20 protein-coding genes and 1 riboswitch are annotated in these 20384 nt (G+C 72.4%); of the genes, 12 read left to right on the top strand and 8 right to left on the bottom strand.

Annotation, left to right across the window (positions count from 1 at the left end):
* Window positions 1-25: 25 nt before the first annotated feature.
* The 6 genes from shc (at window position 26) to IE136_RS06440 (ending at window position 6299) form a co-directional block, all read left to right on the top strand.
* The gene (gene shc, locus IE136_RS06415; RefSeq protein ID WP_373309030.1) at window positions 26-2050 is read left to right on the top strand and encodes a squalene--hopene cyclase; all 2025 of its coding nucleotides are present in this window, start codon (window positions 26-28) and stop codon (window positions 2048-2050) included.
* On the top strand, window positions 2050-2703 hold the full coding sequence (locus tag IE136_RS06420) for a phosphorylase family protein (RefSeq protein WP_158992284.1): 654 nt from the start codon (window positions 2050-2052) through the stop codon (window positions 2701-2703). The genes shc and IE136_RS06420 overlap by 1 nt, the downstream gene beginning before the upstream one ends.
* Window positions 2704-2710: 7 nt before the next feature.
* Window positions 2711-3733, top strand: coding sequence for an adenosyl-hopene transferase HpnH (hpnH, locus tag IE136_RS06425; protein ID WP_158992286.1), 1023 nt, complete (start codon window positions 2711-2713; stop codon window positions 3731-3733).
* A gap of 219 nt (window positions 3734-3952) precedes the next feature.
* On the top strand, window positions 3953-5338 hold the full coding sequence (locus IE136_RS06430; protein ID WP_189599776.1) for an aspartate aminotransferase family protein: 1386 nt from the start codon (window positions 3953-3955) through the stop codon (window positions 5336-5338).
* Between the two features lie 72 nt (window positions 5339-5410).
* Window positions 5411-6091, top strand: coding sequence for an XRE family transcriptional regulator (locus tag IE136_RS06435; RefSeq protein ID WP_158992290.1), 681 nt, complete (start codon window positions 5411-5413; stop codon window positions 6089-6091).
* 52 nt (window positions 6092-6143) lie between these two features.
* Window positions 6144-6299: a DUF6126 family protein gene (locus IE136_RS06440; protein WP_189599777.1), complete on the top strand. Its 156-nt coding sequence runs from the start codon at window positions 6144-6146 to the stop codon at window positions 6297-6299.
* Window positions 6300-6316: 17 nt separating this feature from the next.
* On the opposite strand, the gene IE136_RS06445 is transcribed toward IE136_RS06440, so the two are convergent.
* On the bottom strand, window positions 6317-7129 hold the full coding sequence (locus tag IE136_RS06445; RefSeq protein ID WP_158992292.1) for a tyrosine-protein phosphatase: 813 nt from the start codon (window positions 7127-7129) through the stop codon (window positions 6317-6319).
* A gap of 388 nt (window positions 7130-7517) precedes the next feature.
* A riboswitch (cyclic di-AMP (ydaO/yuaA leader) is annotated at window positions 7518-7680 on the top strand.
* 2 nt (window positions 7681-7682) lie between these two features.
* Here IE136_RS06445 and IE136_RS06450 point away from each other — a divergent pair.
* Together IE136_RS06450 and IE136_RS06455 are read left to right on the top strand one after the other, a co-directional pair.
* Complete coding sequence (locus IE136_RS06450) at window positions 7683-8645, top strand: M23 family metallopeptidase (protein ID WP_189599778.1); 963 nt, start codon at window positions 7683-7685, stop codon at window positions 8643-8645.
* Window positions 8646-8794: 149 nt separating this feature from the next.
* A complete protein-coding gene (locus tag IE136_RS06455) occupies window positions 8795-9589 on the top strand; it encodes an SGNH/GDSL hydrolase family protein (RefSeq protein ID WP_158992294.1) in 795 nt (264 codons plus the stop codon).
* Between the two features lie 29 nt (window positions 9590-9618).
* Here IE136_RS06455 and IE136_RS06460 read toward each other — a convergent pair whose 3' ends face one another.
* Genes IE136_RS06460 through IE136_RS06480 form a run of 5 tightly spaced genes read right to left on the bottom strand, consistent with a single transcriptional unit; the run spans window position 9619 to window position 14821 of the window.
* Window positions 9619-10488 carry an STM4011 family radical SAM protein gene (locus tag IE136_RS06460; RefSeq protein ID WP_189599779.1) on the bottom strand — a complete coding sequence of 290 codons (870 nt, stop codon included), beginning with the start codon at window positions 10486-10488 and terminating at the stop codon, window positions 9619-9621.
* A 10-nt stretch (window positions 10489-10498) separates the two neighbouring features.
* Entirely contained in the window at window positions 10499-11836 is a 1338-nt protein-coding gene (locus IE136_RS06465; RefSeq protein WP_189599780.1) for an STM4012 family radical SAM protein, read from the bottom strand.
* On the bottom strand, window positions 11833-12654 hold the full coding sequence (locus tag IE136_RS06470; RefSeq protein ID WP_189600004.1) for an STM4013/SEN3800 family hydrolase: 822 nt from the start codon (window positions 12652-12654) through the stop codon (window positions 11833-11835). Before IE136_RS06470 ends, IE136_RS06465 begins: the two co-directional genes overlap by 4 nt.
* A gap of 20 nt (window positions 12655-12674) precedes the next feature.
* Window positions 12675-13865, bottom strand: coding sequence for an STM4014 family protein (locus IE136_RS06475; protein WP_189599781.1), 1191 nt, complete (start codon window positions 13863-13865; stop codon window positions 12675-12677).
* Window positions 13862-14821, bottom strand: coding sequence for an STM4015 family protein (locus tag IE136_RS06480; RefSeq protein WP_189599782.1), 960 nt, complete (start codon window positions 14819-14821; stop codon window positions 13862-13864). Before IE136_RS06480 ends, IE136_RS06475 begins: the two co-directional genes overlap by 4 nt.
* Window positions 14822-14987: 166 nt before the next feature.
* Here IE136_RS06480 and IE136_RS06485 point away from each other — a divergent pair, with 166 nt between their 5' ends.
* From IE136_RS06485 to IE136_RS06495, 3 genes are all read left to right on the top strand, one after another.
* The gene (locus tag IE136_RS06485) at window positions 14988-15314 is read left to right on the top strand and encodes a DUF8820 family protein (RefSeq protein WP_158992302.1); all 327 of its coding nucleotides are present in this window, start codon (window positions 14988-14990) and stop codon (window positions 15312-15314) included.
* Between the two features lie 11 nt (window positions 15315-15325).
* Window positions 15326-16378 (top strand): DUF6745 domain-containing protein, encoded by a 1053-nt coding sequence (locus tag IE136_RS06490; protein ID WP_158992304.1) that lies wholly within the window; start codon window positions 15326-15328, stop codon window positions 16376-16378.
* A gap of 99 nt (window positions 16379-16477) precedes the next feature.
* A complete protein-coding gene (locus tag IE136_RS06495; protein WP_229818668.1) occupies window positions 16478-17320 on the top strand; it encodes an SIMPL domain-containing protein in 843 nt (280 codons plus the stop codon).
* Between the two features lie 94 nt (window positions 17321-17414).
* Here IE136_RS06495 and IE136_RS06500 read toward each other — a convergent pair whose 3' ends face one another.
* Window positions 17415-18068, bottom strand: a complete 654-nt coding sequence (locus IE136_RS06500; RefSeq protein WP_158992306.1) for a TetR/AcrR family transcriptional regulator — start codon at window positions 18066-18068, stop codon at window positions 17415-17417.
* A 511-nt stretch (window positions 18069-18579) separates the two neighbouring features.
* On the opposite strand from IE136_RS06500, the gene IE136_RS06505 reads away from it, so the two are divergent.
* Entirely contained in the window at window positions 18580-19851 is a 1272-nt protein-coding gene (locus IE136_RS06505) for an MBL fold metallo-hydrolase (RefSeq protein ID WP_189599783.1), read from the top strand.
* Window positions 19852-20021: 170 nt separating this feature from the next.
* Here the strand turns inward: IE136_RS06505 and IE136_RS06510 are convergent, their stop codons facing one another.
* Window positions 20022-20225: a DUF2795 domain-containing protein gene (locus IE136_RS06510; protein WP_158992308.1), complete on the bottom strand. Its 204-nt coding sequence runs from the start codon at window positions 20223-20225 to the stop codon at window positions 20022-20024.
* Window positions 20226-20384: the final 159 nt, after the last annotated feature.

A 20384-nucleotide genomic window follows, 5' to 3' on the forward strand; every position in this document is an offset into this window, starting at 1 on the left:
CGACACCGCGCCCGCGGCGGCAGGCCTGCAAGAGGTCGTCGCGCGGGCCACGCAAGGCTCCACCACCGACACCGCGCCCGCGGCGGCAGGCCTGCAAGAGGTCGTCGCGCGGGCCACGCAAGGCTCCACCACCGACACCGCGCCCGCGGCGGCAGGCCTGCAAGAGGTCGCCGCGCGCGCCGCGCAACGCTCCGTCAGCCATCTCCTCGGCCGCCAGGACGCCGAAGGCTGGTGGAAGGGTGACCTGGAGACCAACGTCACCATGGACGCCGAGGACCTCCTGCTGCGCCAGTTCCTCGGCATCCAGGACGAGGACACCACCCGCGCCGCCGCGCTCCACATCCGGGGTGAGCAGCGCGAGGACGGCACCTGGGCCACCTTCCACGGCGGGCCCGGCGAACTCTCCACCACCATCGAGGCGTACGTGGCGCTGCGCCTCGCCGGAGACCTTCCCGACGACCCGCACATGGCCCGCGCCGCCGCCTGGATCCGCGAGCGCGGCGGGATCGCCTCCGCCCGGGTCTTCACCCGGATCTGGCTCGCCCTCTTCGGCTGGTGGAAGTGGGACGACCTCCCCGAACTGCCGCCCGAGCTGATCTTCCTGCCGAAGTGGTTCCCGCTCAACATCTACGACTTCGGCTGCTGGGCCCGGCAGACCATCGTGCCGCTCACGGTGGTCTCCGCCAAGCGGCCGGTGCGCCCCGCGCCCTTCCCGCTGGACGAGCTGCACACCGACCCGGCCCGGCCGAACCCGGCCAAAACCCTGGCGCCCGCCGCCAGTTGGGACGGAGTCTTCCAACGCCTCGACAAGGCGATGCACCTCTACCACCGGGTCGCCCCGCGCCGGCTGCGCACCGCGGCCATGAACGTCGCCGCCCGCTGGATCGTCGAGCGCCAGGAGAACGACGGCTGCTGGGGCGGCATCCAGCCCCCGGCCGTCTACTCGGTCATCGCCCTCCACCTGCTCGGCTACGACCTGAACCACCCCGTCATGCGCGCCGGTCTCGAGTCCCTCGACCGGTTCGCCGTCTGGCGCGAGGACGGCTCACGGATGATCGAGGCCTGTCAGTCGCCCGTCTGGGACACCTGCCTCGCCACCATCGCCCTCGCCGACGCGGGCCTTCCACCGGACCATCCGGCGCTCGTCAAGGCCGCCGACTGGATGCTGGGCGAGGAGATCGTCCGGCCCGGCGACTGGGCGGTGCGCCGCCCCGGACTCCCGCCGGGCGGCTGGGCGTTCGAGTTCCACAACGACAACTACCCCGACATCGACGACACCGCCGAGGTCGTCCTCGCGCTGCGCCGGGTGAAGCACCACGACCCCGACAGGGTCGAGGGAGCGATCGCCCGCGGCGCCCGCTGGACCCTCGGGATGCAGTCGAGGAACGGAGCCTGGGGAGCCTTCGACGCCGACAACACCAGCCCCTTCCCCAACAGGCTGCCGTTCTGCGACTTCGGTGAGGTCATCGATCCGCCCTCGGCCGACGTCACCGCCCATGTGGTGGAGATGCTCGCCTACGAGGGCAAGGCCCACGACCCCCGTACCCGCAGGGGAATCGAGTGGCTGCTGGCCGAACAGGAGTCGAACGGCGCCTGGTTCGGCCGCTGGGGGGTCAACTACGTCTACGGCACCGGGTCGGTGGTCCCCGCCCTCACCGCCGCCGGTCTTTCCCGCTCCCACCCGGCGATCCGCCGGGCGGTCGCCTGGCTCGAATCGGTACAGAACGAGGACGGCGGCTGGGGCGAGGACCTGCGTTCGTACCGGCAACAGGCATGGATCGGCCACGGGGCCTCGACCGCCTCGCAGACCGCCTGGGCGCTCCTCGCCCTGCTGGCGGCCGGCGGGCGGCAGTCCAAGGCCGTGGAACGCGGCGTCGCCTGGCTCGCCGAGACCCAGCTCCCGGACGGCTCCTGGGACGAGCCGTACTTCACCGGCACCGGATTCCCCTGGGACTTCTCCATCAACTACCACCTCTACCGGCAGGTGTTCCCGCTCACGGCGCTCGGCCGCTACGTGAACGGCGAGCCGAACCTCTCCAGGGAGGCCTGATGCGCCCAGAGCCGGGGCCCACCGGCTCCGCGGCTCCGTTGCTGATCGCCTGCGCGCTCGGCATCGAGCAGCTCGCGCTGCGCAGCGGCGGCCGGGACGGGGCGTCCGGCCCGTTCACCGTGGTGCGCACCGGCATGGGCCCCGCCCATGCCGGCCGGGCCGTCTCGCGGAGCCTCGGCCGGGACCCCTGGCGGGACGCCGTCGTCATCGCCTCCGGCTTCTGCGCCGGCCTGGCCCCCGGGATGCACCCCGGGGACCTGATCGTCGCCGACGAGACCCGGGACCCCGAAGGCACCACTCCCTGCACCGGGACGGAGCTCCTGGTGAAGGCGCTGAGCCGGGCGCTGCCCGGGAGGACGGTCCACACCGGTCCGCTGACCGGCTCCGACCATGTCGTACGGGGCCAGGAGCGGGCCGAGCTGAGGGCCACCGGAGCGATCGCGGTGGACATGGAGTCCGCGGCCACACTCCGTACCGCGCTGACCGCCGGGCCTCGCCCGGTTGCGGCCGTACGGGTGGTCGTGGACGCTCCAGAATATGAACTGGTCCGGATCGGCACGGTACGGGGTGGAATATCAGCTTTCCGTGTTCTTCGTGCCGTCCTTCCCGCATTCTTCGAATGGCACCGTTCTTTGCTGCTCCCCAGGAGGTGAGCGAGTTATGGCCATGCCGCTCCGTCAGTCCATCCGGGTCGGGACCTATCTCTTCGAACAGAAGCTCCGCAAGCGGGACAAGTTCCCGCTGATCGTCGAACTCGAGCCGCTGTTCGCCTGCAACCTCAAGTGCGAGGGGTGCGGAAAGATCCAGCACCCGGCGGGTGTGCTCAAGCAGCGCATGCCGGTCGCCCAGGCGGTCGGCGCGGTCCTGGAATCCGGGGCGCCGATGGTCTCCATCGCGGGCGGCGAACCGCTGATGCATCCTCAGATCCACGAGATCGTGCGTCAGTTGGTGGCGAAGAGGAAATACGTCTTCCTCTGCACCAATGCCATGCTGCTGCGCAAGAAGCTGGAGAACTTCACGCCCTCTCCGTACTTCGCGTTCGCGGTGCACATCGACGGGCTGCGCGAGCGGCACGACGAATCCGTGGCCAAGGAAGGGGTGTTCGACGAGGCGGTGGCGGCGATCAAGGAGGCCAAGCGGCGCGGCTTCCGGGTCACCACCAACTCGACCTTCTTCAACACCGACACCCCGCAGACCATCATCGAGGTGCTCAACTACCTCAACGACGACCTCGAGGTCGACGAGATGATGATCTCCCCGGCGTACGCCTACGAGAAGGCCCCGGACCAGGAGCACTTCCTCGGCGTCGAACAGACCAGGGAGCTCTTCAAGAAAGCCTTCGCCGGCGGCAACCGCGGACGCTGGCGGCTGAACCACTCGCCGCTCTTCCTGGACTTCCTGGAGGGCAAGGCCGACTTCCCGTGCACCGCCTGGGCGATCCCCAACTACTCCCTCTTCGGCTGGCAGCGACCCTGCTACCTGATGAGCGACGGCTACGTCCCCACGTACCGGGAGCTGATCGAGGAGACCGACTGGGACAAGTACGGCCGGGGCAAGGACCCGCGCTGCGCCAACTGCATGGCGCACTGCGGCTACGAACCCACCGCCGTCCTCGCCACGATGGGCTCGCTCAAGGAGTCCCTCCGGGCGATCCGCGAGACCGTCTCGGGGAACAACGGCTGATTCCGCGGGGAGCCACGACGTGGTGGTGTCGTGTCTCCCCCTCGGACCGCCGACCGCATCGGACACGCCGTCGCATCGACCGAAAGGGGGCCGAGCGCGGGACGAGAGCAGTTCCCGCCGCACGCGAAGCGCGGCGAGCCGCTCGCCGGCCTCGGCCTCACCCCCGGTGGAGAGCGCCGGACGGATCAGCGCCGCCCTGGCACGTAAGGAGAACGGGCAATGAGCAAGGAGTTCGACCTGGCGGCACTGCTCGCCGAACGCGGCACCGAGCGCTACGAGCTGCACAGCCGGTATCTCAACCACCAGCTCCCGCGCATGCTCCACACGATCGGCTTCGACAAGGTCTACGAACGGGCCGAGGGCGCCCACTTCTGGGACGCCGACGGCGCCGACCACCTGGACATGCTCGCCGGCTTCGGGGTGATGGGCCTCGGCCGGCACCACCCCGTGGTCCGCAAGGCCCTCCACGACGTCCTGGACGCCTCGCTCGCCGACCTCACCCGCTTCGACTGCCAGCCCCTGCCCGGGCTGCTCGCCGAGCGGCTGCTCGCCCACAGCCCGCACCTCGACCGGGTCTTCTTCGGCAACAGCGGCACCGAGGCAGTGGAGACCGCGCTGAAGTTCGCCCGCTACGCGACCGGGAAACCGAGGATCCTCTACTGCTCCCACGCCTTTCACGGCCTGACCACCGGGTCCCTGTCGGTCAACGGCGAGAAGGGCTTCAAGGACGGCTTCGCCCCTCTGCTGCCCGACACCGCGATCGAGCTCGGCGACCTCGACGCCCTGGACCGGGAACTGCGCAAGGGGGACGTGGCCGCGTTCGTCGTCGAGCCGATCCAGGGCAAGGGGGTGCACGAGGCCCCGCCCGGCTTCCTGCGCGCCGCCCAGGAGCTGCTGCACGCGCGCGGGGCGCTGCTGATCGCCGACGAGGTGCAGACGGGGCTCGGCAGGACCGGCGACTTCTACGCCTATCAGCACGAGGAGGGCGTCGAACCGGACCTGGTCTGTGTCGCCAAGGCGCTGTCCGGCGGCTATGTGCCCGTCGGGGCGACGCTCGGCAAGGACTGGATCTTCAAGAAGGTCTACTCCTCCATGGACCGGGTCCTCGTGCACTCGGCGAGCTTCGGCTCGAACGCGCAGGCCATGGCCGCCGGCCTCGCGGTGCTCTCGGTCATGGAGAACGAGGGCATCGTGGCACACGTGCGCCGGGTGGGCGAGCTGCTCTTCTCGAAGCTCAGGGAGCTGGTGCCGCGCTACGAGCTGCTGCACGAGGTCCGCGGACGCGGGCTGATGATCGGGATCGAGTTCGGGCGGCCGTCGTCGCTCGGGCTGCGCAGCCGCTGGACCATGCTCCAGGCGGCCCGCAAGGGTCTCTTCGCCCAGATGGTCGTGGTGCCCCTGCTCCAGCGACACCGGATTCTGACCCAGGTGTCGGGCGATCACCTGGAGGTGATCAAGCTGATTCCGCCGCTGATCGTCGACGAGGCGGACGTGAACCGCTTCGTGACCGCGTTCACGGCCGTCATGGACGACGCCCACGCGGGTGGCGGTCTGATGTGGGACTTCGGGAAGACGCTGGTCAAGCAGGCGGTGGCGCAGCGCTAGGCCGCGGCGGCGAGGGTTTGCCTCTGAGGCAAGAAAGTTGCCTCAGGGGAAAGATCCTGGCGGAATGGCGACATGGAGACCCTCCCCGGGGAGCCGACCCCGGAACCCGCCGCACCGGATTCCGCCGCGCCGGGCGCGACCGACGCACCCGGTGTACCCGACGCGCCGGGCGACGTGCCCGACGTGGCTCCCCGGCTGCGGGGGCTGCGCAGGCGCCGGGGGCTGACCCTGGAGGCCGCCGCGCAGCGGGCCGGTCTCTCCCCGGCCCACCTCTCCCGTCTGGAGACCGGACGCCGCCAGCCCTCGCTTCCCATGTTGCTCGCCCTCGCCAGGATCTACGGTACGACGGTCTCCGAGCTTCTCGGTGAGGTCGCGCCCGAACGTGATCCGATCGTCCGGGCGGGCCGGTCCGAGCCCGTCGAGGCCGACGGCTGGATCTACCACCAGGCCGGCGGCCCCGGCCGCGCTCTGCAGGCGCTCCGGGTCCTCGTGCCGTACGCCACCCGGGCCGACATCGTGCGCGTCCACCCCGGCGAGGAGTGGCTGCACGTCCTCGACGGCCGGGTGCGGCTCGCGCTCGGCGACGCGGTGCACGTCCTGGACCCGGGGGACAGCGCCCACTTCGACTCGCTCACCCCGCACCGTATCGGCGCCGCCGCGCGTGGCGGCGCCGAGCTGCTCTTCGTCCACACCCTGATGCAGAGCCCCGTCGCCGACCTGTGCCTCGGCACCGGCGCTCCGCGTCTCCGCTGAACCGGTCAGAAGCCGAGCCCGACCGATGCTGAGCCCAACCGAAGGGGCAGATATGTCCGAAAAGTCAGTTACGACCACCGGTGAGGAGCGCGGGGGCGGGAAGTTCCCCAAGGGGCTGGTCCTCCGGCTCTTCGCCTACCTGGTGGCCGGCCACCTCTTCGCGGGCTTCCTCTACCTGCTCTTCATGCTCGGTGGCCAGAACCAGTAGCGGACGGGCCGCGCGGGCTACGCCTCGGTGACGAGGCGCTCGCGCAGCCGCTCACGCGTCGCGGGGGAGAGCTTCAGTCCGTCCGAGAGGTAGCTCTCGACCGTGCCCCAGTTCTGCTCGATCGTCTCGAACGCCGCCCGCAGGTACTCCAGACGCGCGTCGAAGAGGGGGCTGAGCAGTTCCATCACCTCGGGCGACAGGGCGTCGGCGTCGGTGGAGCTGCGGCGCACCTTGTAGCGGCGGTGCGGGTCGTTCGACTTCACGTAGTCGGCCTCGATCGCCTCGCGCTCGACGCCCACCGCGAGCAGCGAGATGGCGATGGAGAGGCCCGCCCGGTCCTTGCCGGCCGCGCAGTGCATGAGGGCGGGGATGCTGTCCTCGGCCATCGCGTGCAGGACGCGGCTGTGCTCCGCCGTCCGCTCGGCAATCATCTTCCGGTACGAATCGGACATTCGGGCCGCCGCCTTGCCGTCGGCGAGCACCGAGCGGAGCTGGTCGAGGCTGCCGCTGCTGACCAGCTTCCAGAACTCCTTGCCGTCGGCCGGGTCGTTGAGCGGTATGTTCACATTTCGCACACCCGGGAGCTCGACGTCGGCCCCCTCGACCTTCCGGTCCGCCTGATTGCGGAAATCGAAGACGGTGTGCAGGCCGAGGCCGGCGAGGAACGCCGCGTCCTCCTCGGTGGCGTGCGCCAGGTGGCCGCTGCGGAAGAGCCGACCGAACCGCACCGACCTGCCGTCCACGGTCGGCAGGCCGCCCACGTCCCGGAAGTTGCGTACCCCGCTCAGCTCGGGCTCGGTCGACGAGACCTGCGGCAGCTGTTGCGTCACGAGTGCTCCTGAGTGTTGTGAGGATGTTCGACGATACGAGATCGGTTCCTGGGGCAATCATCCCGGGTCGGCTCGCCCCGCACACCCCTCGGGCGGGAATGAGAGTTCTGTCCGAATTGAGATGTTAGAGATAACGCGCCCTGGTTACAGGGGAGATGGTCTCCGGCGCGTGAGCAGCGTCATAACCGTGACGGAACGTGCCTGATCGTCTCGCGCAATTGCCCAGCGTGAAAAGGAGATCGAGGTTCCGTCATCGACGGAGGGTGACCGGAATTCCGGGTGAATTCCGCGCCGGAGAATGCGAGACGAATCCGGCGGCTTGTTCGCGCCGACCCCGCTCGTCTACGGTCACCGTCAATCCGGTCGGACCGCCGAATCCTGCCACCGTCCGGAATCCGCACCCACCCCACGTACGGCAGGAGCGGGGGACCCAGGTAGTACGCCGTTCCGGTCGTTTCCGGACGGCTTGGGGTCAAGCCGCGTGAAAGCGCGGCCGGACATCTCCAGTCCGAACCCGACAGCTCACCTCGCAGGCGACGGAGAGGAATTCGCCATGCCCGCCAAGGGTAAGCACCGCCGTCCCAAGGTCAACCCGCTCACCCGCGGATTCGTCGCCGCCGGTACCGGTGGCGCCGTCGTCGCCCTCCCGCTCTTCGGCGCCACCGGCGCCCACGCCGCGGAGAAGGCCGCTCCCGCCGTGACCCCCCAGCAGGCCGTCGCCGCCGTCGCCGCGACTCCGGCCAAGGCCCCGGCCGCGCCCGCCGCCAAGGCCAAGCCCACCACGTACTCCGTCGTCGCCGGCGACTACCTGTCCAAGATCGCCGCCGAGCACCGCCTGGCCGGCGGCTGGAAGAAGCTCTACGCCGACAACCGCCAGGTCGTGGGCGAGAACCCCTCGCTGATCCTGCCGGGCATGAAGCTCACCCTCGGCGCCAAGTCGCCGGCCAAGGCGTCGGCGCCCAAGGCCGCTGCGCCGAAGGCGGCCCCCAAGGCCGCGCCCAAGGCGGAGAAGCCCTCCTCCGGTTCGGAGTCGCGCAGCTCGCGCTCCACCGAGCGCAGCACGGTGGAGTCCGCCCCGGCGCCCCAGGCCGCCCCCGCCCAGGCCGCGTCCTCCGGCTGGGTCGCCCCGGTCTCCGGCGGCGTCTCCACGCCGTACCGCGCCTCCGGCTCCATGTGGTCCTCTGGCTACCACACCGGTGTCGACTTCATGGCCTCCTCCGGCACCTCCGTGAAGGCCGTCGGCCCGGGCACCGTCCACTCCGCCGGCTGGAGCGGCTCGTACGGCAACGAGGTCGTCATCCAGCACGCGGACGGCACGTACTCCCAGTACGCGCACCTCTCCTCGCTCTCCGTCTCCGCCGGCCAGAGCGTCGGCGGCGGCGACCAGATCGGCCTGTCCGGCTCGACCGGCAACTCCAGCGGTCCGCACCTGCACTTCGAGATGCGCACCGGGCCGAGCTACGGCTCCGACATCGACCCGCTGGCATACCTGCGCCAGCACGGCGTCGGCGTCTGAACCGCCTGCGTCAGAGAGGCCCGGCACGTGTGTGCCGGGCCTCGGCGTATTCCGGCTTGGGACAATCTTGACCGGTGGCGTATCTCACCTGTCGTCAACCCCTCCTTACGGTCGCGTAGGTCACAGTCGTAAGGGAAAGATGTGCTCCCGTGGCAGACGATTCGAGATCAAGAGACACGCACGTATTCGGGTCGTACACGGCGATCGGTGACAGCTTCACCGAGGGCGTCGGTGACCCCGGGCCCGACGGAAGGTACGTCGGCTGGGCGGACCGCTTCGCGGTCCTGCTGGCGGACCGACTGCCGGAGCCCGACGCTTTCCGTTACGCCAACCTGGCCGTACGCGGCCGCCTCCTCGACCAGATCGTGGCCGAGCAGGTGCCAAGGGCGAAGCAACTCGCCCCCGACCTGGTGACCTTCTGCGCGGGCGGCAACGACATCATCCGCCCCGGCACCGACCCCGACGACGTCGCCGAGCGCTTCGAGCGCGCCGTCGCCGAGCTGACCTCCGCCGTCGGCACGGTCATGGTGACCACCGGCTTCGACACCCGTGACGTCCCCGTGCTCCGGCACCTGCGCGGCAAGATCGCCACGTACACGGCCCACGTCCGCGCCGTCGCCGACCGCTACGGCTGCCCGGTCCTGGACCTGTGGTCGCTCAAGTCCGTACAGGACAGGCGGGCTTGGGACGCCGACCGGCTGCACCTGTCGCCCGAAGGCCACACCAGGGTCGCGCTGCGCGCCGCCCAGGTCCTCGGGATCGAGATACCGGCCGACCCGGACCAGGCATGGCCGCCGCTGCCGCCGCGCGGCCAGCTGGAGGTCCGCCGCGACGACATCTACTGGGCCAGGGAGTACCTGGTGCCGTGGATCGGGCGGCGGCTGCGGGGCGAGAGCTCCGGAGACCACGTGGCGGCCAAGCGCCCGGACCTCCTGCCTCTGTAGCGAGCCCGGCGAGCTTCACGAGCCACGTGCTAGGCGCCGGCTCCGGAGGTACGGACGCCCGCCGCGGGAATCCTTTCGAGTACCCCGCCCGCGAACACGTCGTACAGCGGCAGCGTCTCCAGGTGGACGTAGCCGATGTGGCAGTCGCAGACGGTCAGGGGGCAGGCGCGGGGGCCGAGCGCGGCGCGGTACGAACCGTCGTAGAGGTTGCCCAGCTCGGTCTTGACGAAGTGGCAGCGCCGCACCGCTCCGTCGCCGTCCACCGAGATCACCGTCTCCCCGGTCCGGCAGGGGAGGCCGGCCGAGGGGTGCGGGTGGCGGCTGTACGGGAAGAGGGGGTCGAGGGCCGTCCAGTCCTCGGCCTCCTCGTCGGTGTACGTGTGACCTTCCGCCGCGTTCACCCAGAGGTAGACCTGGGACGGGAGGTCGGCGCGCAGCCGCCGGGCGTGCTCCCGATGCTCCGGCAGACCGACGATGCCGACGCTGAACCGCGTTCCCCGGCCGTCCAGCTCCCGGCACTTGGTGAGGAAGCGGTCGTACGGCGTCTGCCCGGGGTGGTACGTGCACCAGAGCGCGAGGGTCTCGGGATCGGCCTCGGCGAGCCAGTCGGTCCGGCAGCTCAGGTTGGTCTGGATCGCGACCCGTTCGATGTGCGGGAGGCGGGACAGCTCGCTGAGCGTCCGCCGGTACCAGGACCGGACGAGCCCCTCGCCCCACGGGGTGAAGAGGATCCTCAGGCGGTCGCCGGTCTGCGCGGCGGCCCAGGCGGCGAACCGTTCCAGCGCGGCCCGGTCCGCGCGCAGCTGCTCGCGGCTGTCGCGGCGCTTGGCGAAGGGGCAGTAGGGGCAGTCGTAGTCGCAGGAGGCGAGCGGTCCCCGGTAGAGGAGCGTGAGGTCCATGCGGGCGCCTCTACTTCGGCTCGTAGGCGGCCATCGCCGCCCGCACGGCGGGGGAGAACAGCGCGGGCCCGAGCGCGTCCGAGTGGGCCAGGCCCTCGGGCGAGAGCCGCAGGAGCCCCGCCGCCGCCTCCCGGTCCAGCCAGCCGAGCGCCTCGAACCGGCCCAGCTCGGCGGGGAAGTCGGCGAAGGGCGAGGTCCCGAACCGCGTTTCGTACTCCCGGACGGACATGCCCCGGGCCTGCAGCAGCGACTGGAGCAGATGGCGGCGCCGAGCCTCGTCCGCGTCGACCCACCGCCCCACCTGCGCCCGGGCGAAGCCTGCCGCCTCCGTCTCCGTGTACGTGTCGATGATCGAGCGGATCTCCCGCATGTCGACGGCGTAGTCGAAGGAATAGTGGAGCGACGACGTGTACGAACGGGCGCCGCAGCCCAGGCCGATCATCCCGTCGGTCTGGCAGGCGTAGTCGTCGGCGCCCTGCGGCGGGGCGTCGGCGCGGCGGAACATCCGCATCGACACCTGTTCGTAGCCTCGCGCCCGCAGATGGTCCCGGCCGCGCCGGTAGAGGCGCAGTCGCCGCTCGTCCCACTCGCGGTCGGCGGTGGGGGAGAGACGGCCGAGGCCGGTGAGCGGGCGGACGTAGAGCGGGTAGAGATAGAGCTCCTCGGGCCGCCAGGCCAGCGCCGCGTCGAGGGAACGGACCCAGCTCTCCTCGGTCTGACCGTCGATGCCGTAGATGAGGTCGATGTTGAGGACGGGGACGCCGGCCTCCCGGATGCGGGAGAGCGCCGCCTCGACGTCCGCACGGCGCTGCGGCCGGACGGCCGCGCGGGCCTCGGCCTCGACGAAGCTCTGTACGCCGATGCTGAGCCGGGTGGCCCCGCGCTCGGCCAGGACCGCGAGCCGGTCGGCGGTCGCCGTGGCGGGGGAGGTCTCGACGGAGAGCGGCACGGCCCGCAGGTCGACCCCCATGCGCTTCTCCGCGATGTCGCAGAGCCGCTCCAGCTCACCGGCGCTCAGGTACGTGGGTGTGCCGCCGCCGAAGGCGGCCGTGGCGAAGCGGACCGGCGCCCGGTCACCGAGCGCGTCCCGGACCGCCGACGCCTGCCGGTCGAGAGCGTCGAGGTAGCGGGTGGTGAGCTCGTCCGGGGCGCCGATCCGGGTGAAGAGATTGCAGAAGCCGCAGCGGACCTCGCAGAACGGTATGTGCGCGTAGAGGGAGAGCGCGTCCTTGGGCTCGTCCGCCCACAGCTCCGCGAGCGGCGGCGCGGGGTGGGGGAGCGGCCGGTACGCCGTCTTGTGCGGGTAGGCGTAGACGTAGCTCTGGTAGGGGCGCGGGGCATCGGTCATGCGACTTCCTCCCGCTTTGGGCCGTTCAGGAAGAAGTGGACGTACGGGACGGTCCACACGACCTCGTGACCGAGCCGGTGACCGGTGAAGCCGTCCTCGCCGTACGCCGTGCCGTGGTCGGAGCAGACGATCGCGAAGCAGCGCCGACGGCTGCTCATGGCGGCGAAGAGCCGGCCGATGTGCCGGTCGACGTACTCCAGCGCCGCCGCGTGCGAGGCGCGGGTGTCCCCCGATTCACGGGTCGCGCCGGGCAGATGGAACCAGTTGGGCTGGTGCAGCGCGGAGACGTTGACGAAGAGGAAGAGGCGCCGGTCGTGCGCGAGCCCGGCGACGATCTTCTCGGCGCGGGCCACCTGGGACTCGAAGGAGGTCGGGGAGGTGACGCCGAAGCCGGGCTCCCAGTGGCTCTCCTGGAAGAGGCCGGGCAGTACGGAGCCGAGGGGACCCTGGCCGTTGAAGAAGCCGACGCCGCCGACGCAGACCGTGCGGTAGCCCTCCTTCGCCAGCCCGGAGACCAGGTCAGGGGTGTCGTGGACGAAGGTGCCGTCGGCGGTGCTCTCACTGCCCGCGAACCGCGCGGCGAAGAGGCGGGGATGCGGACCCTGGGCGTCCGGAGTCGGCAGGAAACCGGCGAAGATCGCCTGATGGGAGGCGTAGGTGAAGCTGCCGGGGGCGTGCCGGCGCTCCCAATGCCCGTCGGGGAGGTGGCGTGCCAGGTTCGGGATGCGGCCGGCGGCCGCCAGCTCGGCGGCCACGTCGTACCGCAGGGTGTCGAGTGTGACCAGGAGGAGATCGTGGCTGCCCACGATCTCGTTCATGTCGGGTGCGGGCCGCTGGTTCACGGGGTGCTCGTTCCTGTGGTGCTCATGGTGGTTCGGGTGGTTCGGGGCGTCGTTCCGGTCGCGGGGGCGCGGAGGAGCGCGGCGAGCTGCGCCGCGTAGGTGTCCAGGTCCTCCGCGCCGCTGCCCGGAAGCCCGGTGAGGCCGGGCAGGAGATCGCCGAAGGCGTTGACCTCGCCGACGGCGAAGCGCCGCCAGCCGGACGAGGGCAGCAGATCGACCCCCACGCAGTGGGTGCCGGGGAAGGCGGCGGCGGCTCGCTCGCAGACCTCCAGCGCCTCCGACCACCGGCCGCCCGCGGCCCTGACCGCCGTGCGGACCGCGTCCAGGTCCCCCCGGGCTCCGCCCAGATGGAGATTGGTCATGGGGGAGCGGCTGGTGCGGACGACGGCGTGGGTGGCCCTGCCGTCGATCACCACCACCCGCAGATCGGCCGCCCGGCCGGCTTGCGACGCCTTCGGCATCCAGCGCTCGACGTGCAGCCCGTCCGGGGCGAGGGCGTTCACGATCGCGGCCACCTCGTGCTCCGTGCGATAGCGGCGCAACCGCAGCGAGTTGAAGAGCCGGCCGTCCGGGCCGCGCTCCACGGAGGTGGTCGCCTGGACCCGGCCGGACGGGGCCGACTCCACCGCGAGCACCCCGGAGGCGGAGGAGCCGTGCGCGAGCTTCACGAACGCCCGGCGCGTCCCGATCTCCGCCATCAGTGACCTGACGTCGTCCCAGCCGTGCACGGGCGGTGCGTCGGGACCCGACGTCGGCGACTCCGGTACGGGCACCGAGGCCTCGTGCAGCCGGCCGTGGCCGAGCCGCTTGTCGAAGAGGACGGCCAGCTCGTCCGGGTCGTCGACCAGGGCCGCCCCCGCCGACCGGACGCCGACCGCCAGCGCCGACACCGCGGCGGTGAACCGCTCGTACCACAGGCCCGTGCCCTCGACCCGGGTCGTGTCGGGCGTACCGCGCAGCAGCCGCTCCACTTCCGGGTCCTCGCCGGGCGAATCGAGGCGTACGGTCTCGCCGTCGAGGAAACGCGCCCCGCCCCGCAGGACGTCGAGCCACGGCACGACCCGCGCCTCCGGCAGCAGGGCCGCCCGCACCGCGTCCTGGAAGAACCGGACGCGGCGGTTGGCGGGGTTGCCGACGACGGCGAGGCGCGCGCGGCGCGCGTGTGTGAGGGGCGGGGGCGAGGTCATTCGGCGACCGCGACGTACCGGTAGATCTCGCCGTCGCCGTCGTCCTCCGGCTCCTGGGCGTCGCCGACGTCCACCGTCACGCCGTGCGGCGCCAGCGCGTCGACGACCCGCTCGCTCATCTCCTCGGAGAGGTAGTGGTGCGAGAGGTCGAGGTGCGCCAGGTGCGTCAGCGGCTGCCCGGCGAGCAGGGCGGCGGCCCCCTCGTCGGTCAGGACGCCCATCGACAGGTCGAGGCGCTCGAGCCGGGCGACGACCGGGGCGCTCGCCACGGCGGCGGCGATCTCGTCCTGGATCACGCTGTTGCGCAGCCCGAGACGGCGCAGGGCGGGGAACCCGGTGCCGGCGAGCAGCGGCTCCAGGTCGCCGACCGTGCTGTCGCCGCCGTACTCGTCCGTGCCGAGCCAGAGCTCCAGGTTCTCCAGGGAGGGCAGGTCGCTGCCCACCACACCCCGCACGACCTGGGCGCCCAGACCGCCCGACTCCACGACGAGCGTGCGCAGTCCCGAGTGGTGGATCGCGGGGAAGGCGAGCTCCGAGCCGCCGCGTACGCCGAACTCCTGCAGCTGCGGGTACGCGGTGAGCAGCGGCGTCACGTCGGACTGCTGGATCCACGAGATCTCGCAGTCCTCGAAGCCCATGTCGCCGAGAAAGATCGCCCGCAGGCCGGTGAGCCGGTCGTTGGCGGCGATGAGGGCCGTGACGATCTGCGCCGACGAGGTGTCGTACGCCTCGTCCCAGCCGCCGACGACCAGTGCGCGGACGCGGGCGGTGTCGACCGTCGCGAGAAAGCGGGCGAAGGCCTGCTCCCACTGCTCCTGGCCCGGATCGCAGTACGTCGGCGTGGAGACGCGCCAGGCCACCGAGGCGGCGTCGGGGAGTTCGACCGCGGCGTCGCTGTCCGGGAAGTCGAACACGGGCAGGCCGTTCAGCTCCTGCAGATGGCCCGAGATGGTCATGAGTGCTCCAGACACCGGACGGCGTTGGTCGGTTGATGCGAGAAGTTGTACCAAGGCGCACTGACAGCGCCGTACGCCGGGGGCGGCCGGGGAGGCGTTGTCAGTGCCGCCCTCTAGCGTCGTACGTGTGGTCGGCGCACCTCGCGCCGCAGGGGAGGGGAGAGCCATGTACCGGCAGGGCGACGTGCTGATCGTGCCCGTCACCGAGAGCGCGGTGCCCCCGCGTGCGAAGGACGCGGCGGGCGAGCCGCGAGACGCACGCGGGCGGCTGGTCCTGGCGCTCGGAGAGGTCACCGGGCACGCCCACGCGATCCCGGGCCCGGGGCGTCTGGTGCGCGAGCCCGGACCGTTCGGGCCGCTGCTGCTCGAACTGCCCGCGGGCGGACGGGTGGTGCACGAGGAGCACGCGCCGATCGCGCTGCCGAAGGGCTGGTACCGGGTGGTGCGCCAGCGGGAGTACACACCGGGCGCGTACCGGATCGTCGCGGACTGACGGGGGAAGAGATGAACGGGACCACGGCACTGGACAAGTGGCGGGCCGTCGCGGCCGCCACCGGCGCGGCCGACCGGGCCGCGGCCGAGGCGGGGGTACGGCTCGCGTACCGCACGGCCGGACTCGTCGAGCCGGAGCGGGTCGTCTGGGCGGACTCGCCCCGGGCGGCCGTGACGGCCGTACGGGAACTGACCGACGCCGGACGCTCGGTACGGGACGAGGTGCGCACCCGGCCCTGGGCCGAGGAGCGGCGCCGCGTGCACGACGCGCTCGGCCCGAGCGGCTGGGCGGAGCTCTGGACGCGTACCGGAGCCCGGCTCTGGGAGACCACCCGGGCGCTGGCGGACCGGATACGGTCCGGAGTCACCGAGGACCTCGCCGACGCGTCGGACGAGGGCACGGCCGTCCGTCTGGTGCTGCTCGACGCGGTCCTCGGCCAGCACGACGCGGCCTGGCTCGCCGCCTTCGACGGCCGTGACGGGGGCGACGGCTACGACGGTCGTGACGGGGGCGAGGGGGGCGGGCGGCTGGCGGGGCTCGCGGCCGTCGCCGAGCACGCGGGCTGGTGGTGGCCGTACGAGAAGGCCGTCGTGCTCTGCGAGCGCCCCGTCGAGCTGCACCGCGACGAGGCGGGGCGCCTGGACCGGGGTGACGGCCCCGCGCTCGCCTTCCGGGACGGCTTCGCCCTGTACGCCTGGCGGGGCATGCCCGTGCCGGCGGACTTCCTCGGCGGACTCGGCACGCTCACTCCCGAGCGGATACGCGCGGAGGAGAACGCGGAGCTGCGTCGCGTGATGCTCGAGTACTACGGATACGACCGCTATCTCGCCGAGTCCGGTGCCCGACCGGTGCACCGGGACGGTACGGGGGTGCTCTGGCGGATCGAGCTGGTGGACGACGAGGACGTGGCCATGGTGGAGGTGGTCAACGCGACCCCCGAGCCGGACGGCACCTTCCGCACGTACTGGTTGCGGGTGCCGCCGCAGACCGAGACCGCGCGGCAGGGGGTGGCCTGGACGTTCGGGCTCGCGGCCGAGGCGTACGAGCCGCTTGTGCAGACCTGAGCGGGTGACCGGGCAGGAGTGGCGCGCGGGAGGGGGAGTCCCCGGGTGCTGGGATGTCGGCGCCGGATCTTCCGGCATCCACCGCCGAAGGGACCGCATGTGACGACCCGCCACTTCCCGACCGCCCGCGCCGCCCTGCCACCCGTCGCCCGTCCGCCCCGCCGTGCGGTCCGCCGCGCGGTCGCCACGGGCGTGGTGCTCGGAGCGCTGGTGCTCGCCGGAGCGGGCCCCGCGCTCGCCGCGACCCCCGGAAGCGCCGCGCCCGCCGCCGTCGCCACGACCACACCCGTCCCCGGGGCGGCGCCCGGCGTCGCGGCGGGCACGGACCCGACGTCGGCGACGCTCACCGTGACCGGTACCGGCCGGGCCGCCGCCCCGCCCGATCTGGCCATCCTCTCGGTCGGCGTGGAGGTGGCCCGGCCGACCGCCAAGGAGGCGATGACGGCCCAGCGCACGGCCGCCGAGGCGCTGCTCGCCGCGGTGCGCAAGCAGTCCGTCGCCGACCGGGACATCAGGACCGACAGCCTGTCACTCTCGCCGGTCTACACCCAGAGCGCCGGCGGAGAGAGCCGGGTGACGGGTTACCAGGCCGGTCAGACCTTCTCCGTCAAGGTCCGGGACGTCGGGAAGGCCGGCCAGGTCATCGGGGCCGTCACCGGGGCGACCGGCAACGCGGGCCGGGTGAACAGCGTCACCTTCGACATCGCCGACCCGACCGCCCTGCGCTCCAAGGCCCGCGAGGCCGCCCACCGGGACGCGTACGAGAAGGCATCCCAGCACGCCAGGCTCAGCGGCCACCGCCTCGGCCGCCTCGTCTCCCTGACCGAGGGCGAGAGCCTGCGCCCCGGGGCCGGCATGCCCGCCGACGCGCCGGAGGTACCCCTGGCACCGGGTGAGATCGAGGAGCAGGTGACGGTCACGGCGGTCTACGAACTGCTGTGAGCCGTGGTCCTCGAAATGAGTCGGACCGGCCGGAGGTCCGGTCGGCCCGCCCAGGTGGCGTGCCGCCGACGGGGCCCGACCGCGGCACCGCGGGCTATGCGCCGCCGGGGTCGATCGGCCCGGGGCGGGGGGCGGCCGAGGCGGGAGCTTCCTCGGGGGGCAGACCGAGTTCGCGGACGAGGGCCGCGTCGGCCCACTCCAGCATGGCGGCGCGGGAGAGCGACCCGGCGTAGGACGTCATCTGCACGGCGAGCCCGTCCAGGAAGGCCGTCAGCCGCCAGGCCGCCGCGGCCGGGTCCTCGCAGGGGAACTCCCCGGCCTTCGTGCCCTCGGCGATCACCTGGGCCAGCGCCGCCTTCCACTGCTGGTCGAGCGCTCCGGCGACCTCGCGCAGGGCCGGCTCCCGCAGCCCGGCGGCCCAGCCCTCGATCCACAGTCGCCAGCCCTTGGCCTGTCCGGTGGGGGCGTACCAGCGCACGGCCGCGCGCAGCCGGCGCAGGGCGGTGGTGCGCCGCCCGAGGAGCCGGCGCAGATGGGCGAGGTCGGCCTCGGCGGCGTAGGCGAAGGCCGCGGCGACGAGCTTCTCCTTGGTCGAGAAGTGGTAGAGCACGAGCGCGTTGCTGACCCCGAGGGCGGCGGCGACGTCGGCGATCCGGACGGCGGCCACTCCCCGGGCCTCGATCTGCTCGACGGCGGCCCGCAGCAGTTCCTCTCGCCGCTCCGCCACGCTCAACCGCACTCTCGCCACGGCGGCCAGCCTACACAGAACATGACACGGGCATGATCAAACTGCGCGCTCCGGGCGGGGCCGGAGCGTCGGCCCGGAACCCCGCACCCGGAGGCGCGCAGCCCAGGCCACGCGCCTCAGTACCAGTCGCAGCGCTCGGCGATCTCCGGCACGCCGCTCCTCCACCATGCCGTGCGCCACCGCGTGCGGCATGCCGCCGTCCGCAGCCGCGCGGCGCCGCTCCGCGCTCCGGCGTCCGGCGCCCCGGGCGCCCCTCCCGTCCGGCGTCCGGCGCCCTCGGCGCCGCCCCCGGGGACGTACCGGACGGCCGGGGTAGTGCAGCGCCTCCTTCATGGTCACGCCCCACGCCGGCCCGGCCACCTTCCCCGACATGCACCCCGCACGTACCCGCGGCCCACTGCCGGCCACACCGCGCCTCAGGCGGTCCAGGACGAGAACGAGTGGCCGTCGTACTGAACGACGGTTCAGTATCGCCGGTCTCCCCGGCCGTAACCGGCGAGGGCCGCCCATAATGGAGTCCCGACCCTCAGGAGGCCCCGTGACCGGCACCGGCTCCGACCATTCGCTGCGGGCCCGTCTGCGCGCCCGGCGGCCCGAGGCCTTCGGCGCCGACCCGGCGGGCGAGCGTCTGGAGCGCATCAGGCGCTCGCCGAACTTCGCGGACGGCGTCTTCCAGAACCCCGTGGCGTCCCGGACCGTGCCCTCCGGCTCCGCCGTCGAGCTCGCCAAGGTCTTCTTCCAGAAGGAGGCGCGGGCGCGCCGAGCGCCCACCGGCACGGTCCCCGTCCACGCCACCACGCTGGCCGACCTCGCCAAGCTCCCCGTCTCCGGACTGCGGCTCACCTGGATGGGGCACTCCAGCGTCCTCGTCGAGATCGACGGTCACCGGGTGCTCTTCGATCCCGTGTGGGGAGACCGCTGCTCCCCGTTCTCCTTCGCGGGACCCAGGCGGCTGCACCCCGTGCCTCTCCCGCTCGCCGCGCTCGGCCCCGTGGACGCCGTCGTGATCTCCCACGACCACTACGACCACCTCGACCGGCCCACGATCAAGGCGCTGGCCTCGACCGACACGGTCTTCGTGGTGCCGCTCGGCGTCGGCGCCCATCTGGAGCGCTGGGGGGTGTCCCCCTCACGCCTGCGCGAGCTGGACTGGAACGAATCCACCGAGATAGGTCAGACGCGGTTCACCGCGACGCCCGCCCGCCACTTCTGCGGCCGGGGTCTGCGCAACCAGCAGCACACCCTGTGGGCCTCGTGGGTCGTCGCGGGCCCCGAGCACCGTGTGTACCACAGCGGCGACACCGGGTACTTCCCCGGCTTCCGGGAGATCGGCGCCGAGCACGGACCCTTCGACGCGACCATGATCCAGATCGGGGCGTACAGCGAGTACTGGCCCGAGGGTCATACGGACGCGACGCCGGTTCCCGGAGCGTGGCCGGACATTCACATGACCCCCGCGGAGGGCGTGGAGGCCCACCTCGATCTGCAGGGACGCAGCCCGCACGGCGTGCTGCTGCCGATCCACTGGGGGACCTTCAACCTCGCCTTCCACGCCTGGGCGGAGCCGGGCGAGTGGACGATGGACGCGGCCGTGGGCGCCGGACAGTCCGTCGCGCTCCCCCGGCCGGGCGAGCCGTTCGAGCCCGAGGGGCTCCTCCCCGTCGACCCCTGGTGGCGGGCGGTGTCCCGGCCCGTCTCCCGCCCCTGGCGCGGCCCGAAGACGCTGACCGTCGCCGCGGACCCCGCCCCGCGAGGCGACCTCGACCTCGCCGGCGAGCGTTGAGGGATGAGGGATGAGGGGCGAGAGGTCGCCGGGAGCGGTCGGGCGGTGACCTGACCGGCACAACCGGACCGGACCTACGGCCGTGGGCCCGCGGGCCCACGGGCCTCGACCCCTTGACCGGGACCGAGGGCGCGCGGGCCGGTTCCGGGTATACGGAGCTGCCCAGCCGGTCAGCTCTTGCCACCGCTCCCGAAAATGGCCTTCTGTACCTCATCGGGACCGTCGTACCGCTTCGAACCGGAGCTCTGGAGCTTCTTCACGACGGTGTCCTCGGCGCCGTTGCTCTTGGCCACGGAGACCAGGTCCTCGCCGCTGGCGGGGTACTCGGCACCCTTGAGAGCCTTCTGGACATCGATAGGACTGACGTCGGCCATGGTGGTGACCTCTCTCCTCGTCCGTGGGAACACCGGTCTCGTGGCCGCTGCCCAGAATCCGGTCGCCGATTCGGCGGCGGGCCGGGTCCTACGGACGGTCATGGTGACCCGCGCCTCCGAAACCGGGGCTCTCGCGCGTCCAGGGGCCCTCGGGCGCCG

Source organism: Streptomyces lateritius (assembly GCF_014649715.1).
Taxonomy (GTDB): Bacteria; Actinomycetota; Actinomycetes; order Streptomycetales; family Streptomycetaceae; genus Streptomyces; species Streptomyces lateritius.